Consider the following 14,662-nt stretch of genomic DNA (forward strand, 5'->3'; position numbering starts at 1 on the left):
CGAATCAGGCCGGCTGCAATTCCGGATCGATGATCGCCTTGATCACCTCACCGCGATGCACGGCGCCCAATGCCTTCGACGCATCCTCGATCGCGAAACGATGGCTAATGAGCGCGGCCAACGGCACTTGGTCCTGCAGCCGCGCTGCGAGCTGCATGGCCTCGTAATAATGCTTTGGCTTCGGAAACGTCGCTCCCGCTATCGTGAGGTTCTTAGTCGTCATATCTCGAGGCGAGATCGGCTGGGTACCGATGGCGCCCCACAGGCCGAGAATGACGTAACGGCCATGCGGGCCGGTCAGGTCCACACCTTCCGGGAAGGCCGGCAGCACGCCTGCCGCCTCAACGACAAGCGACGGACCCTGCGGGCCGGTGAAGTCGTAGATTTGCCGGCGGCGTTCCTCGGCGCTATGCTTCAGCGACACGGTCGCGGTAGCGCCGAGCGAACGCGCGGTCGCCAGCCGATCGTCGAACCCGTCAATGACGATCACCTCCCGCGCGCCTGCCTGCGCCGCGATTAGCACCGCGGACAGGCCGACCGGGCCCGCACCCTGCACGACCACCGCCTCACCCATTCGTACGGGACCGCAGCGATCGAATCCGCGCAGCACCGTCGGCAGTGCGCAGCCGAGCGCCGCCAACGCCAGCGGATCGGCCCCGTCCGGCAGCTTGAAGAAGGCGAGCCCGGGTGGGAGGCACGCATAGTCCGCATAGCAAGCCCAGTTCGGTTTCTCGGCATGCTCGAAGAATTGCGAATTCTCGCACGGCGTCTCGTCGAGCACGTTGCAAGTGTAACAGCGATGGCAGGCGGCGATCGGCGACCAATAGATCAGGTCGCCCGGCTTTACCGGCACGCCGGCATAGTCCTTGTCCACCCCGCCAAGCTTCTCGACGCGGCCTATGCCTTCATGTCCCAGGATGATCGGGAACGGCATCACACCGGCCTCACCAGTGGTGATATGCACGTCGCTGCCGCAAACGCCCCCCACAATGATACGAACGAGCGCACCGCCCGGCAGCGGATCCGCGATCGGAACATCCCACGTCTCAAGCCGGTTCGGCTCGACAAGGACGGTTGCGCGACCGGTGGCCATTATTCTTCTCCTTCCTGTTTGGGCGCGTCGCTTGCGCGCGACGTCGCTCGCATATGTCTCTCCTCAGGCGGCTACAGCTTGGACGCCAGGCATGCGCACCTTCGGGCAGACTTCGGTGGCCAGCCGGCGCAGCGACTCCTCCCACGGTTTGGGATCGTCGAGACTGTCATGCTGATTGTAGACGATCTGCCCCCAGCCCCCGACTTTGTCGGCCAACGCCTCAAGCTTCTCGATTGCGGTCTCGGGTGATCCGCATAACACGACATGCTCGGCCAGGAAGTCCTCGTCGATCTGATCGGGCGTGATGTCCTTGCCTGAATCCTGAATGATACCATTAAATAGGCCAAATTTGACGTAAATTTCCTTCAAATAGTGCTTCCATGTCTGCATCAGACCGCTTTTAAGGAACAGTCTTTTAGCCTCAGCGTCGGTGTCAGCGATGAACACGTCGCGACAAACTCGGTAGCGGCTTCGCTCCGCGACCCGGCCCTTCGCTTCCATTGACGCGGCCCAGGTGTCCCAATGCGCCCGCATCTGCGGCGTGCCTCCGAAGAAGGAGATCGGCGAATAGTCTCGCTCACCTGCAAAGCGCATCGACGAGGAGTTCATAGACAGGCCGGTGACGGCGATCTCTAACTTATCGCGGCCGCCATACGGGCTGTTGTTGGCAATGATCACGTCATATTCTGGCATCGTATCCTTGCCCGGAAACCCAGCCTGGTACCAAGTGCCTTTCTCGACAAACGGTTTGCGCTCCCAAACCCGTTCCATCAGGTGCAGCGCCTCCAACTGCCGTGGTGGCAGTTCGCCGATACTCTCGTAGCCATGCAGGATTGCGTCGGTATGATGGCCGCCCGGCGCGACCCCTAGGAAGTAGCGCCCTTCCATCACTTGGCTGAGCCAGCCGATCCGCACCGCCAGCGTCGCGGGATCATGATAGGGTAGCAAATGAGCCATCGGCGCAAACCGGATCGATTTCGTGGTCTGTGCACATGCCGCGATGATCGCTTCGGGAAGCGGTATATTTTCCCAGCCGAGCGTGTAGTGCTCGCCGATCATGTAATCGGCGTAGCCCGCCTCGTCCGCGATCCTAGCAATGTCCAGCGCCCAGTCGAAGACTTGACGCGGTGTACGGCTTGGCGGATTGTATGGGGTCATAAAGATGCCGCACTGCATGGCCATCTCATCTCTCCTAATCTATATCGTTAGCCGCTCAGACAAAGGTCCCGCTCTCGTCCTTCGATGAGAAGCGCGGCGCCACCTTATCAATGAACTTATCGAGTTCTTCCTTATTGGCTTCCGGCTCGAGATGGCCCTGCCCGAACATCAAGAAGAGTTCGTTGAAGCCGAGCCGATCGTGCGCTTCGCCGATGCGGTCAGCGATCTCATCTGCCGAACCAATCAATACGTTGGGGGGGCGTTGGCCGAGCGGGATGAACCACTCGTCCCAGAACCACATATGCTCTTTCATCAGGTACTCGGCGCGGTCCTTGTCGTCCGTAAGCATCAGGAAGCCGCCCCACGCCGAAGCCTCAGCCCCAGTCACGGTGCGGTCGTTCTTTGCGGCGGTGGCGATGTAGCGCTCGTTTAGTTTCTCACAAAAATCGAGATTGTCCGACAGGACGATGAGCTTGCCCCCCTCCTCCGCCCAGAAATCGATCGTGCGGCCCGATGCGGCGAAGCCGCCATAGACCGGCGGATGCGGCCGTTGATAGGGCAGCGGCGCTATGCCGATCTGCTGCACGCGGCCATTCTCGTCCTGGCCCTTACCATATTTGGCATATGCCGGGTGGCCGCCGGATCCGCCCTCGGGCGGGAACTGCCAATTGTCGCCCTTGTGCGAGAAGACGTCGTTGGTCCACGCCTTCTTGATGACCCGCACGCCTTCTTCGAACAACGAGCGGTTCCGCGCGTCCTGCTGGTCGCGCGCTTTGACGTTGTCGGGCGTCGTGGCGCCCACCCCGTCCTTAATGCCATAGGCGTCGACCCAGCGCGCATGGTAACCGCGGGTGAAGCCACAATATAGCCGGCCCTGCAGCATATGATCGAGAGTTGCGATCTCCTCCGCCACCCGCACGGGATTATGCGTGGTCATGGTATAACCCATGATTCCGGCGTGCATGCGTTTGCAGTTCTGCCCGACAAACAGGCTGAACATGCCGGGATGGTTGTTCGCCTCGAATCCTTCGATCTGCAGATGATGCTCGGGCTGACAGTAGCCGTAGAAGCCGAGATCGTCGGCCAGGCGCACATAGCCGCGCACCTCCTCGAGGAAGCGCTGGTAAAGCTCGGGCCGTTGCCCCGCCATGCCCTGTTCGATCTCATGCCGGCGCCCAACGACGCCGGTCTGCATCAGGTGAAATTTCATCGCCTCTCCGTCCCGTTGCCGCCACTGCCGAGTGGCGGGCGTCCGCTGTTCAGTGATTGTCACCCTGATCCAATCCTGTTCCGGGAGCCTTGTCAACTCCGGTGTTGACTGGTGGGGTTTCGATTTTCATAACACGTGCGAAAACAGCGCTCCTTGGAAGGAGCGGAGAGAGGAAATGATGCTGCAGCCAATTATCGCCGAGGTCGTTACGCTGGGGGACCTGCTCGTCCGAGCTGCAACGAACGAGCCAGACCGCGACGCTCTAGTGCTGCCCGGCCAACGCGCTTCGTATCGCTCGTTGAGGGAAGGCGCCATAAACGTCGCTCGTTCGCTGCGGGTCCTTGGCGTCAGATCTGGGCATCACGTTGGCATCTTGATCCCGAATTGCATTGAATATGCGGAAACCCTCTTTGGTATCGCGCTTCTCGGGGCTGTCGCGGTCCCAATGAATGCTCGGCATAAGGCAGCGGAAATCGGCTATATCATCGACAATGCCGGGCTGTTCGTCGTGATCACCAGCCGCCACGCCGATGACCCAGTCGACTTCTCAATTCTGCTTGACGAGGCACTCACCGAGCGGTCGCCAAAGTCACTCCGCCAGGTGGTTCTAGCGCGTGGCGATGAAGCCGAGGGCAGTATTGGTGCCGCCGCATTCAAGGCGCTGGCTGATGCTTGTCCAGTCTCGGACATTGAGCGCGAAAGACGCAAGGTCCGCGTGAGGGACCCAGCCCTCATCATTTATACGTCAGGGACGACCGCCCAGCCAAAGGGGTGTGTGCTCAGCCACGAAGCAGTGACGCGCGGACCAGTCGAACGCGCGCGTTTCCGGCTTTCGGTTGGCTCACGAGATGTCACCTGGGGTGCCGGGCCACTCTTTCACATCGGCACGCTCGCCCCGTTCATCGGTTCGGTCGGTGTCGCCGGGACGTTTCTTACCGATACCTATTTCGAGCCCGGACGCGCACTTCAGCTCATGTATGACGAAGGCGTCACCTTAGCTTGGCCTTGGTTTGCGGCGATCACGCAAGGGCTGATCGGCCACCCCGCTTTCGATCCCACCCACCTAGAAACGCTGCGTCACTTGTTTATCATCGCGCCCCCCAGTCTAGTTGACGAGGTTCAGCGCGTCCTGCCGCAAACCGAAGTCATCCAGGCCTGTGGAATGACTGAGACAGCCGGAATTTTCGCCTTGTGTGGTGAAGAGGAGGATTTCAATTCGCGATCGAACACGCAGGGCAAGCCGTCGCCCGGGGTTGAGATCCGGATCGTCGACCCGGAGACGGGTGTTGATCTTCCTGACGGGACGCTGGGCGAGATTTTGGTGCGCGGCTACAATGTCATGGAAGGCTATTGGGCTGCGCCCGAAAAGACGGCGGAAACGCTCACCGCTGATGGCTGGCTCAGGACCGGCGACCTATACACTCGGCTGGCGAGCGGATCGCTAGTCTTCGGAGGGCGGTGCAAGGACATGCTGAAGGTGGGTGGCGAGAATGTCGCCGCCATCGAGGTCGAGGCCTTTCTGTGCACTCACCCGGCCGTCAAGACGGCGGAAGTGGTCGGCCGTCCCGATTCGCGGCTGGATGAGGTGCCGGTGGCCTTCATCGAACTCTACGACGGTTATGAGGCTGAGGCCGGCGATTTAATTGCACACTGTCGCGGTCGGATCGCAAACTACAAGGTGCCACGCGCTATACATTTTATGGAACAGGACGACTGGCCGATGTCCGCCACCAAAATCGACAAGCGTGCGTTGCGCGATCGCCTAAAGGACATGGAAGAATGATCGATCCGAAGCAGGTTGTTACAGATTTCCTTGCAACCTTCTCCAGCGGCGATGTCGAGGCAATCCTCGCTGGCCTGACCAATGATGCAACCTGGTGGGTCGCGGGTCGGATCGAGGGAATGTCCGGCACTAACAACAAGCAGACGCTTGGCAACCTGCTGACGGCGGTCAAGCCGCTCTACCGCGCCGGCGCGCTCCGTATAACACCATCCACCATGATTGCGGAAGGTGATCTCGTCGCATGCGAGGCCGAGTCGTACGCCGAATTGCAGGATGGCCGGGTGTACGCCAACCAGTATCACTTTCTGTTCCAAGTTGCGGGAGCGCACATCCGGCGTGTGCGCGAATATTCAGACACTCACCATATGCTCGAAACTTTCTCGAGCTGACCGGCCGCCCCTCGAGAACGCAGATAAGGCGATCAGTCGGCCGCTGGCGCTTTCATCATACCACTAGTGAAGATCGTCCAGAAGGCCTCGGCCACCTCCTGCCCAGTCATGCCTCGACCCGGCACGAACCATCGGTGGGTCCAATTTAGCATTCCAAAGAGCGCATTCTCAACCAGCCGCGGCGGTATGTCGTCTCGCAAGTCGCCGTCCGCTATGGCCGACCGGATAAAGCCGAGCAGGGTCTGATCAAAGGCGCGGGTCTTGCGTAGAATTTCCTGCGCCCAAGCGGTCTCCCACGTCTCGACCTGGTGCATCTGTTCTTGGATGTAAACGAAAGTCGCCGGATATTCCGCCTCGTAGCTCTGCATAAGTGCAACGAAAATCAATCGCAGCCGGTCAATCGCGCGCAAGTTGGGATCGGCTATCAGCTCGTGCGCGGCCGCGATGTTGGCGTCGAGAACACTCTCTACCGTTTCCTGAAAGAGCTCTTCCTTGCTGCCCACGTAGTAATAGACAGTAGCTCGATCGAGGCCTGCCGCGTTGGCTATGTCGGCGAGCTTGGTCGCTTGGTAACCCTGTTCCTTGAAGAGCGAGGCAGCGATCTTCAGCAGCTCGGCGCGCTTCGCCACGTAATCTGCGTTACCGTCGGCCTGCGCCGATTGTCGCCGGCGGGAAATATTGCTCACGGTCGCCATGTTGGAACCCTGCACCCGACCGCACACAAACTCAATATGTCAACGTGCGCGTTGATGCGTATGCATTGGTGAGATATGCTCTCATGATGAGAGGGCTTCAGTGACTGTATCGCATTTCGATCTCAACGATGGGTTTGAGAGCGGCAGTTATCGGCGGCGGATCCGGACCGCGGCGGGGGAGCAGACTGCACCGCCCCCGCTCACGATATGCACGACGCAATGTGGCTCCTTTTCCACCATGATGGAATCCGGATCACCAACATATCCGCGGGGATCGAGCGAGGTCCTACAATCGCCTTCGACAGCGTCACGGGGGGTCCTGAGCCGGTGGTCAGCCTGCCGCTCGTGCTGTCTAATGGGGAGGTCGCCAAGCGACTGCCGACCATCTTCAACTGTACGCATCTCAGTGATCTGCGGCGATGGGCAATATCCCGCGTCGCAAAGATATCGGTTCCACAACCTACAGCATCGTGGTTCCAGATCAGGCAGGCCCGCCGCTCTGGATCGAGATCTGCCGCGCGAGCCTCAGCGATCATTGCTGTCTGGTCGAGCGCAGCACGATTATCGCCCCAACGGCATGTGCCGGATGTTCGCGACTTGCGCGACGCGGGTGTGGAGCACCCGCTCGCCTTATTGTTGGTCAACAGCTAGGAGGATAGGGTGAAGCAGCCCGAGGGCATTAGCCCCATTGAAGCTATTATCGACGACGCTCGGAACGGTCTGCCCTATATTCTCGTCGACGCCCCGGATCGAGAGAATGAGGGCGATGTCATCATTCCCGCGCAGTTCGCCACGCCGCGGGTCATCAATTTCATGGCTAAGCATGCGCGCGGCCTCATCTGCCTCGCGATGACCAGTGAGCGCGCTCTACAGCTCGATCTCAGCCCGATGGTGCCGCGCAACCAGAGCGGGCACGGTACCGCTTTTACGGTCTCGATCGAAGCGCGTGAGGGCGTAACCACGGGCATCTCTGCGCAGGATCGCGCCCATACCATCGCCGTCGCGGTTGATCAGACGAAGGAGGCGCGCGATATCGTGTCGCCGGGCCACGTGTTCCCGCTCACTGCTAGGGACGGCGGGGTGCTAGTCAGGGCAGGCCACACCGAGGCCGCGGTTGACATCTCGCGCCTCGCCGGACTTATCCCCGCCGGGGTCATCTGCGAGATCATGAACGACGATGGCAGCATGAGCCGGCTGCCCGAACTTATCGTTTTCGCGAGGGAGCATGGCTTGAAGATCGGCACGATCGCCGACCTGATCGAGTATCGACGTCGCTCGGAATCGCTCGTCGAACGGGTCGTGGAAGCCCCGTTCGACAGCTGGCACGGCAATTTCCGTATTGCCGTCTATCGCAACACAATCGACGGCGGCGAGCATGTCGCCCTCGTCCGCGGCACTCCCCGGCCGGAGGTTCCGACGCTGGTCCGTGTCCATCAGTTCGACCTGACCGCCGACGTCCTGGGTTGGCGTGCCGCCCACCGCGACTATGTTCCCATCGCCCTGCGCGAACTTGCCGATTTCGACGGTCCGGCCATCGCCGTCTTCGTCTCCGATCCGAACCCGACGTCGATCTCCGAGCGCGTAAAGGGCAACCGCAAAGTCTATGCCGACACGCACGGCTACCGCGACTACGGAATAGGCGCGCAAATCCTCCTTGATCAGGGCGTTGGGCAGATGATCCTGCTGACGTCCAGTCCGGGAAAGATGACGGCGCTCGAGGGCTTCGGACTGACGGTGGTCACCAAGCGCCCCCTGATCGCGAGTTCCGCACCTTCCTGAGGTCAATTGTCGGACGGGATGACCACGGTGAGTCTTCCGGTTCTCCCGAGAAGGGGGTGTAGCATGAGAGTCGAAAAGGCCCCATTCGATCGGTCGAACTGACGAGCAGGTCGTTCTCGTTGAGCGACATCCCCAGCATACGTTCGGAAGAGCGGGCCTTTACATAGATGTGGCGGGGAGCGCAGGCACAGAATCTGCCGCAGGGTGCCATAAGTTTGTCGACGCGAGCGTCCCGGATGATCTTGATGACAGACAGACCGATATAAGTCTTCAGGAATAGGCTCTCGCCCTTACCGCACAATCACAGTGAAATCCGCCTTTGGTTCAGGCCGCCACCGGCCAGACCAAGGCCACGTCATCAACGGCGGCGACGATCCCGGAATGGTAGATCGGCCGCGCGTCTGGGGCCAAGCTGAATTCGGGAATGCGCTTCAGCCATTCCTCGAGCGTCACGATCACCTCGAGACGCGCCAGGTGCATGCCTGCGCAGCGATGCGGCCCACCACCAAACGTCGTGTGCGACATGCCCCGCCGTTCGGGATTGACGCGCCATGGATCGGGGTTCTGCGTATCGTCCAGCCCGTGTAGCGCAGTAGGCAGAAGGATCATGTCTCCGGCCTTCAGCTGGACACCGCGATACTCCTGGTCCTTCGCCACCATTCGGGCTTCTGAGACCACTGGAAAGCGCCGGAACATCTCTTCGGCGCTGCGCATGAGCTTCACCTTGTCTGCTCGCAATTCTGCTACGAGTTCCGGATGCCGCGCTAAGTAGATCATCATGAAACTGAGAAAGTTTACCACCGTGTCGAGCCCGGCGAGCAGCAGCAGCGCTACCATGCCAAGTAGCTTGTCGTGCGGGATCTCTGCCCCGTTGACTGTACTGTTGATCATCAGGGAGATAAGGTCCGTCCCTTCTCCGCCGCGCCGCGCCGCGATGATAGGTTCGACATAATCATTCAGGCCCCGATTTCCGGCGTCTAGAGCGGCGGCCATTTCTTCGGGAGAGTTTCCCTCCGGCCGGGTCATCATCTTGGCGAGCTGACCAAGCTTAGGCGCGTCCTCCATCGGAAGGTCGGCAAGCGCCATAAAGACCCGCACGGGAAACAGATTGGCGTAATCGGCCGAGAAGTCACATTTTCCAGCCTTGACGAAGCCTTCGATTAGATCGATCGCAGCATCTCTTACCTTAGCTTCCACTGTTCGCATCTGCGCAAGATTAAGTCCCTTATCCAGCACCGCACGATACGGCGTGTGTTCCGGTGGGTCCATCCGCGTTGGTACCATGCTGTATAGTTCGCCCGCCTCCTTTGGCAGAAAGATGACTTCGCTCGAGAAGCGTGAGGGATCGCTGTAGATCTCACGCACGGTGTCGCCATTGGTCGCAATCCAATGCCCGCCGGTCAGCGGCGTCCAGATCAGGTCCGGAACGCCCGGTTTCTGGATGCGCTTCCATGCTTCATGGTAGCCTTCGTCGATCCCGTCGAGCTGATACATGTCGATGTCGAAGACCCGATCGTCCGGGACATTCGCAGGCTTTGGCGCACGCGCGCGCGTGATCGGAGGGGCCACATGATCAGGAACGGTTGCCACGATCCACTCTCCTTGCCGCCAATTGCATGGCCGATCTTTGTGCGTGTAAGCTACACGCATCAGAAACCACGCACAAGCACTTTTCAACGCGCGCGTTGATAGAGTTAGGGGTCGGTCATGAGGATGCGCGAGCTGGAGCACCGGACCGGCGTCAGTCGAGAAGTGATCCGGATCATGCTTCGCGCAGGCGTGCTTCCCGAACCGAAGCGGCTTGGCCGCAACCGCGCCGAATATGGCGAGGCGCATGTGAGCGGCATCGCGGCGGTGCGCGAGCTGCAGACATCGTCCCGCATGACGTTGAAAGAGATCAAGGCGGCGCTTGACGGGGGCGGATTCCAACGCGGCGCCACCCGCCCCTCCTACGTCGACCTCGACCAGCTGATCGCCGGTCAATTTGGTTTGGACCGGGCCCCGCCCGTCGACATAGCGATTCTGGAGGAACGCGTGCCAAGCGCGCGGCGGGATGCCATCGCCTTTCAATCTATCGGGCTGTTATCGATTGATGAGCAGAACGATCGTCAGTTCCTCAGTCTGACGGACGCCCGCCTTGTCGACATCTGGAGCAGTATTCGCGCAGCCGGCTTCGTCGAAGAAGCGGGTTTCCCTCCCGAAAACATCGCCTTCTACAAGCAGGCAGCCGAATTCATCGCGAAACACGAGGTGGCGACGTTCCTGGGAAACAACCGTGTCCCTGTCACGGCCGAGCAGGCAGCGCAGATGCTTCGCGTCGCCTTACCTCTGATGCTCGATTTCATCGGATTGCTCCGGCTCAAGGCGTTTGTCAAAGCGCTACAGCTTCACTTGAATAGTGCGGCAGGCGCTGCCGGTGGGCTGGGGGATGGCGAAAATACGGCCACTGGGGTACAGCAGAATTGGGATCCTCTAATCCCTTAGTTCTTCGGCCAGAACCCGTCATCTCTCCACATAAGGTCTTTAACCGCTGGCGTCGCGGATACTGATACGATCCTGCGCACGACTGCTCTCACCGAGAGCCACCCGAGTTGCTTCGCCAGCGCTGAGCTATCTTTCAGACTATCAATAATAGCCAAGTCGGTCGTCGCCGATCATAGCGCTATGCGCGCTCCTTCAGTGGCCGCAGCTTGGCAATGGTAAGGTGCGCCTCTTGCGAAGGGCAGACGCGAGCGCCTGCCCTTCCATTCGCTGCGTCGAATTAACTTACTCGGCCGCAACGGCCTCTGGCGTTGCAGCCTGTGTAGGCAAGCTAATCCGAGGGGCGACCTCTTTTGCTGCCAGTTCAAGCGAGTGGAACCACGGGGCCGGATCATCATAATAGTCATGTGCTTCGATTTGAAGAGTGCCCCAACCGCCAACCTTCTCGAACAGGGCGCTGATCTTCTCTACCACCGTATCGGGTGAGCCCACGACGAACACATGATCGACCAGGAATTCCAAATCCGCCGCCAGCGGATCAATCCCGGCGTCCCTCGCGAAACCATCCATCATGCCGAACCGTCGCCAGATCGGTATCAGATATTTGTTGAAACAATAACCGATCGGTCCTTCCATCACTCCGCGCTTCGCTTCTGCATCGGTATCGCCGACAAAGACAGTCTGTGAAACGGCGTGGCGCTGCCGATCCGGCGTGAACCCGGCCTTGATGTTGGCCTCCGAATAGATTTCCCAGTGACGCCTGAGTGCCTCCTCGCCGGAAAAGATCGACACAGGCTTGAAGTTTTTCTCACCCGCAAGCTTCATCGAGGGCGAGTTCGGGCTGAACCCGGTTACAGCGAATTCAGGGAACGCCCCGCCCCATGGGGAGTAGTCAGCCAATTTATGCTGCTCGTCTTCCTCCGTCAGTGCCACTTCCTCCTCGGGAAAGCCCGCGTTCCAGTATTTGCCCTCGTAAAAGAACGGCTCGCGAGCCCAGATCTTTTCCATGATCGTCAGCGACTCGCGTACCATCTCGTTCAGGTGCTCGGTCTTCTGATCGTCACCGCGAATGCCGTGCATGTAAGACGCTAATGGATATGCACCAGCGCCGATCCCCATGAAGTAACGGCCTTCCAGGATTTGCGACAGCCAGCCGACCATCATCGCCAACTTTGTCGGATTATGGTGCGGAAGAATGTGCGCCATGGGCGCAAATTTGATGCGGCTGGTCTGCAGCGCCGCTGCGGCAATGATGAGTTCCGGATTTGGGATATTCTCCCAGATCTGAGACGCGTGCTCAGAGATCATCATCGAATCAAAGCCTGCTTTGTCACAGGCGATTGAGCTCTGCACGCCCCACTCGAATGTCTGGCGAGCAGTTCGTCCCGGACGCATATATGGATGAAATATCAAACCGGTCTGCATCGCCATCTCATCTCTCCAGCCGTTTTTATGCCATATGGCGTAATTTGCTCCCCCTCATTGGCCCCGTCAAGGAGGAAATGCTGGCATCGATCGGCTGCTTGCCCGAAAGGGCCGCAGAGAGGAGATTGTGATGCCTATCCGGGTTCGTCGTTCGATCGAAGATATGAAGGAGGGCCGTGCAAGGTTGATCCGAGCGGCGGAGGCGCTATTTGCTCGGAGCGGGATTGACGGTGCTTCCCTACGCGAGATCGCTAACGCCGCAGGTCAGCGAAATCACAATGCGGTTCAGTACCATTTCGGAACGCGGGATGGACTCGTCGAGGCAATCTTCTCGGCTCGGATGTGGCAAATGGAAAAGCACCGAGCGGAGATGCTGTCAGAAGCCGGACGAAGAGACCGTCTCTCTGATGTCCGTGCTTTAGCTGAAATCGTGTTCCTTCCGCAGCTGCTGCTCGACGATCCCGATGGATCGCATAGTTATGCCCTGTTTCTCTCACAGTTCCTGCTTCGAAATTCCCGCGAGGCGTTTGGCGATTTTGGCGCGGAGCTTCCGCCCAATCTTGAGCGCACTCTTGTATTGCTGCGCGCTCAGTTGGACTTTCTATCCGAACCGGCGGCTCAGCGTCGATTGCTAACCGCCTGCTTTATGTTCCTTAATATGCTGGCCGGACAGGGAGCCCAGGGAGGTACTGAAAGCTTCAGAGACGCGCTGGAAGATACGCTTGAGCAGATCGTGGTAGCGCTGTGCCTGCGGCCAACCTCCGCGGCCATCCTGTCCTCCAGCGTCGGCAATCTACCTACCGAACGGTCATCGAGCAGCGGCAAGATGAGTTCGGCCCTAAACGAGTTCTGAAACAGCAGCGGCTTTGTGCCATCCATTCCCTGCTCAACCGGCATAGGCTGCTGCGGGACTTCACGCTATTCAACACCTAACTTGATAGCAAGGTTGGAAAGTCTTTGGTCAGCGAACGGATCGGAGATGTTGTTTCAGGCGGGGCGTTTGCAATCGCCCAATCGCTGTACAATGGAGGACCTGTCGGCCGATCCCGCGCGATTTGACTAAAGTGATCAGTACGATGCGCGCATAGCTGGGGCGGTGCGACAGCCTGCTGATGGAATTTGTTTTCAAAGTTGTAACCTCTAAATTTCCCCATGAGCAACCCCCGACACCGCGCGGCGGCGCGGGAAGATAAGCGGCTACTGAGCCCCTCCCAGTCTATGATCTCGATGCAACCGACATTACTTTCACCGCGTTGGCCTAGTCGTCGGATCGTCTAACTCGGGCTGGAGCAGCGAGACCTCGCTAGTGCACTGATGGCGCAAGCGACGATCAGACGTGACAGAAATGACCCATACCCGGCCACTCAGGGTGGCGAAGGCGCTTCCCTAAACCGGTCGTCTATTCACCTCGGCACCGGCATCGATCTTGAGGTCTTCGTCAGACGGTTAAGTATTACCAGCCTCGGCGCTTGCAGGGTCAACAGCAACGTCGCCTCGCGGCAGAGCTATCGAACGTGTCGAACCGGCGCGGTACGAGTTGCTCGGATAAGTGGCCGGATGTTAGCCCCGCCGCTTAGCTCAGCGCCGCGCGCTGAACCGGAGGAATGGGATTGTCGGATTCAACATCGGGCGACGAGCTCTTCGACTCTAGAACACTCACTCCTCATGACTTCGAGCTTCTCGTCGGCGCGCTGCTCTCTCGATCCGGGTCGTCTGTGATCGCACAGGCGCGGCCCGGCCAAAGGGCCCCAGACTTCGAGGTAGAGTCGCCCACCGGCAAACGCATAATCGTTGAGGTCCAACACTATCGTCAGCCCATCCGGAGTGCGATCGTGAACCAGTTTGCTGGCGACGTCGCGCGCGCGCGGGTCCAGGCGCCAGAAACCAAGGGTTTGTTGGTCGTCTCCGGCGACCTGTCCTCAGGGGCGCGGCAGGCTATAGCGGAGCAGGATGGTCTGGACGTATGGACAGGGGACGACCTAAGGCAGCTCCTGCAGCGCTTTCCTGATGTCGCGAAAGCCGCGGCAACAAGCGTAGCGGCATTGCAGTCGCTCCAGATGATGACGGCAGTGGCATCGACCTCTCCGCCGCGCCCGCTTTCAGCAAAGTTCAAGGACCGGCTCGATGCTGTCAAAGCCGGTAAAGACGATTGGGGCGAATTCGAGGATTGGGGCACCGAAATCCTGACCGAGATCTTTAGGCCCGACCTCGGGCCGCCGGATCAGCAGACGCGCAGCGACGATGGTTTGGACATCAAGGACGCAATCTTTCCGATCCGCGCCGCAGGCCCGCCTTGGGCTCTAGTGCGCGCCGAGTATGGGACGCGCTTTGCTGTCGCCGAATATAAGAACTACACGAAACCGATCGGCCCCAAGCAGGTCGAGTCCATCCAGCAATATCTTTGGGTCCCAGCGAAGCGGCAGTTTGGGTTGCTAGTGTCGCGCGAGCTGCCAGCACCCCAAGCGGTTGTTCAACGGCGCCGTGCCTGGCTTGAACAGCAGAAGATGATCGTCTTCCTGACCGCGGCCGATCTTATCAGCATGCTCGAGATGCGCGAGAATGGCGAAGAGCCGTTCGAAGTGATCGATGCGCAGCTCGAAGAGTTTTTCCGAACGCTCAGTCCGTGATCGTAACGCTTAAGACACGGTC

Annotated in this window: 12 protein-coding genes; 6 read left to right on the forward strand and 6 right to left on the reverse strand. The window is 59.7% G+C overall.

What is annotated here, in order from left to right; all coding sequences use genetic code 11:
- Nucleotides 1-4: 4 nt before the first annotated feature.
- From ABC347_RS06325 to ABC347_RS06335, 3 genes are all read right to left on the reverse strand, one after another.
- Nucleotides 5-1,093 (reverse strand): zinc-binding dehydrogenase, encoded by a 1,089-nt coding sequence (locus tag ABC347_RS06325; protein ID WP_413244886.1) that lies wholly within the window; start codon nt 1,091-1,093, stop codon nt 5-7.
- A 63-nt stretch (nt 1,094-1,156) separates the two neighbouring features.
- Nucleotides 1,157-2,275 carry an LLM class flavin-dependent oxidoreductase gene (locus tag ABC347_RS06330; protein ID WP_413244887.1) on the reverse strand — a complete coding sequence of 373 codons (1,119 nt, stop codon included), beginning with the start codon at nt 2,273-2,275 and terminating at the stop codon, nt 1,157-1,159.
- Between the two features lie 31 nt (nt 2,276-2,306).
- Complete coding sequence (locus ABC347_RS06335; protein WP_413244888.1) at nt 2,307-3,461, reverse strand: LLM class flavin-dependent oxidoreductase; 1,155 nt, start codon at nt 3,459-3,461, stop codon at nt 2,307-2,309.
- A 52-nt stretch (nt 3,462-3,513) separates the two neighbouring features.
- Here ABC347_RS06335 and ABC347_RS06340 point away from each other — a divergent pair, with 52 nt between their 5' ends.
- Nucleotides 3,514-5,244, forward strand: a complete 1,731-nt coding sequence (locus ABC347_RS06340; protein WP_413244889.1) for a class I adenylate-forming enzyme family protein — start codon at nt 3,514-3,516, stop codon at nt 5,242-5,244.
- A complete protein-coding gene (locus tag ABC347_RS06345) occupies nt 5,241-5,633 on the forward strand; it encodes a nuclear transport factor 2 family protein (RefSeq protein ID WP_413244890.1) in 393 nt (130 codons plus the stop codon). The genes ABC347_RS06340 and ABC347_RS06345 overlap by 4 nt, the downstream gene beginning before the upstream one ends.
- Nucleotides 5,634-5,665: 32 nt before the next feature.
- On the opposite strand, the gene ABC347_RS06350 is transcribed toward ABC347_RS06345, so the two are convergent.
- Entirely contained in the window at nt 5,666-6,328 is a 663-nt protein-coding gene (locus ABC347_RS06350) for a TetR/AcrR family transcriptional regulator (RefSeq protein WP_413244891.1), read from the reverse strand.
- A gap of 660 nt (nt 6,329-6,988) precedes the next feature.
- Here ABC347_RS06350 and ribB point away from each other — a divergent pair.
- Nucleotides 6,989-8,107, forward strand: a complete 1,119-nt coding sequence (gene ribB, locus ABC347_RS06355; RefSeq protein WP_413244892.1) for a 3,4-dihydroxy-2-butanone-4-phosphate synthase — start codon at nt 6,989-6,991, stop codon at nt 8,105-8,107.
- A gap of 324 nt (nt 8,108-8,431) precedes the next feature.
- Here ribB and ABC347_RS06360 read toward each other — a convergent pair whose 3' ends face one another.
- Nucleotides 8,432-9,601, reverse strand: a complete 1,170-nt coding sequence (locus ABC347_RS06360; RefSeq protein ID WP_413247013.1) for a cytochrome P450 — start codon at nt 9,599-9,601, stop codon at nt 8,432-8,434.
- Nucleotides 9,602-9,814: 213 nt separating this feature from the next.
- Between ABC347_RS06360 and ABC347_RS06365 the strand changes: the two genes are divergently transcribed.
- A complete protein-coding gene (locus ABC347_RS06365; RefSeq protein ID WP_413244893.1) occupies nt 9,815-10,591 on the forward strand; it encodes a MerR family transcriptional regulator in 777 nt (258 codons plus the stop codon).
- A 282-nt stretch (nt 10,592-10,873) separates the two neighbouring features.
- Here ABC347_RS06365 and ABC347_RS06370 read toward each other — a convergent pair whose 3' ends face one another.
- Entirely contained in the window at nt 10,874-12,019 is a 1,146-nt protein-coding gene (locus tag ABC347_RS06370) for an LLM class flavin-dependent oxidoreductase (protein WP_413244894.1), read from the reverse strand.
- A 124-nt stretch (nt 12,020-12,143) separates the two neighbouring features.
- On the opposite strand from ABC347_RS06370, the gene ABC347_RS06375 reads away from it, so the two are divergent.
- On the forward strand, nt 12,144-12,866 hold the full coding sequence (locus tag ABC347_RS06375; RefSeq protein WP_413244895.1) for a TetR/AcrR family transcriptional regulator: 723 nt from the start codon (nt 12,144-12,146) through the stop codon (nt 12,864-12,866).
- A 751-nt stretch (nt 12,867-13,617) separates the two neighbouring features.
- Nucleotides 13,618-14,640: a restriction endonuclease gene (locus ABC347_RS06380; RefSeq protein ID WP_413244896.1), complete on the forward strand. Its 1,023-nt coding sequence runs from the start codon at nt 13,618-13,620 to the stop codon at nt 14,638-14,640.
- Nucleotides 14,641-14,662 lie beyond the last annotated feature (22 nt).

Origin of the sequence: Sphingomonas canaveralia, assembly GCF_047238125.1 — a bacterium.
In the GTDB taxonomy this organism is placed as follows: Bacteria; Pseudomonadota; Alphaproteobacteria; order Sphingomonadales; family Sphingomonadaceae; genus JBDFMH01.

What these genes read in the sequence shown, in the direction of transcription:
- ABC347_RS06380 (WP_413244896.1), top strand. Translation starts at nt 13,618, where the DNA reads ATGGGATTGTCGGATTCAACATCGGGCGACGAGCTCTTCGACTCTAGA.
- ABC347_RS06370 (WP_413244894.1), bottom strand. Translation starts at nt 12,019, where the DNA reads ATGGCGATGCAGACCGGTTTGATATTTCATCCATATATGCGTCCGGGA.
- ABC347_RS06350 (WP_413244891.1), bottom strand. Translation starts at nt 6,328, where the DNA reads ATGGCGACCGTGAGCAATATTTCCCGCCGGCGACAATCGGCGCAGGCC.
- ABC347_RS06330 (WP_413244887.1), bottom strand. Translation starts at nt 2,275, where the DNA reads ATGGCCATGCAGTGCGGCATCTTTATGACCCCATACAATCCGCCAAGC.
- ABC347_RS06345 (WP_413244890.1), top strand. Translation starts at nt 5,241, where the DNA reads ATGATCGATCCGAAGCAGGTTGTTACAGATTTCCTTGCAACCTTCTCC.
- ABC347_RS06325 (WP_413244886.1), bottom strand. Translation starts at nt 1,093, where the DNA reads ATGGCCACCGGTCGCGCAACCGTCCTTGTCGAGCCGAACCGGCTTGAG.
- ABC347_RS06360 (WP_413247013.1), bottom strand. Translation starts at nt 9,601, where the DNA reads ATGTATCAGCTCGACGGGATCGACGAAGGCTACCATGAAGCATGGAAG.
- ABC347_RS06365 (WP_413244893.1), top strand. Translation starts at nt 9,815, where the DNA reads ATGAGGATGCGCGAGCTGGAGCACCGGACCGGCGTCAGTCGAGAAGTG.
- ABC347_RS06335 (WP_413244888.1), bottom strand. Translation starts at nt 3,461, where the DNA reads ATGAAATTTCACCTGATGCAGACCGGCGTCGTTGGGCGCCGGCATGAG.
- ABC347_RS06375 (WP_413244895.1), top strand. Translation starts at nt 12,144, where the DNA reads ATGCCTATCCGGGTTCGTCGTTCGATCGAAGATATGAAGGAGGGCCGT.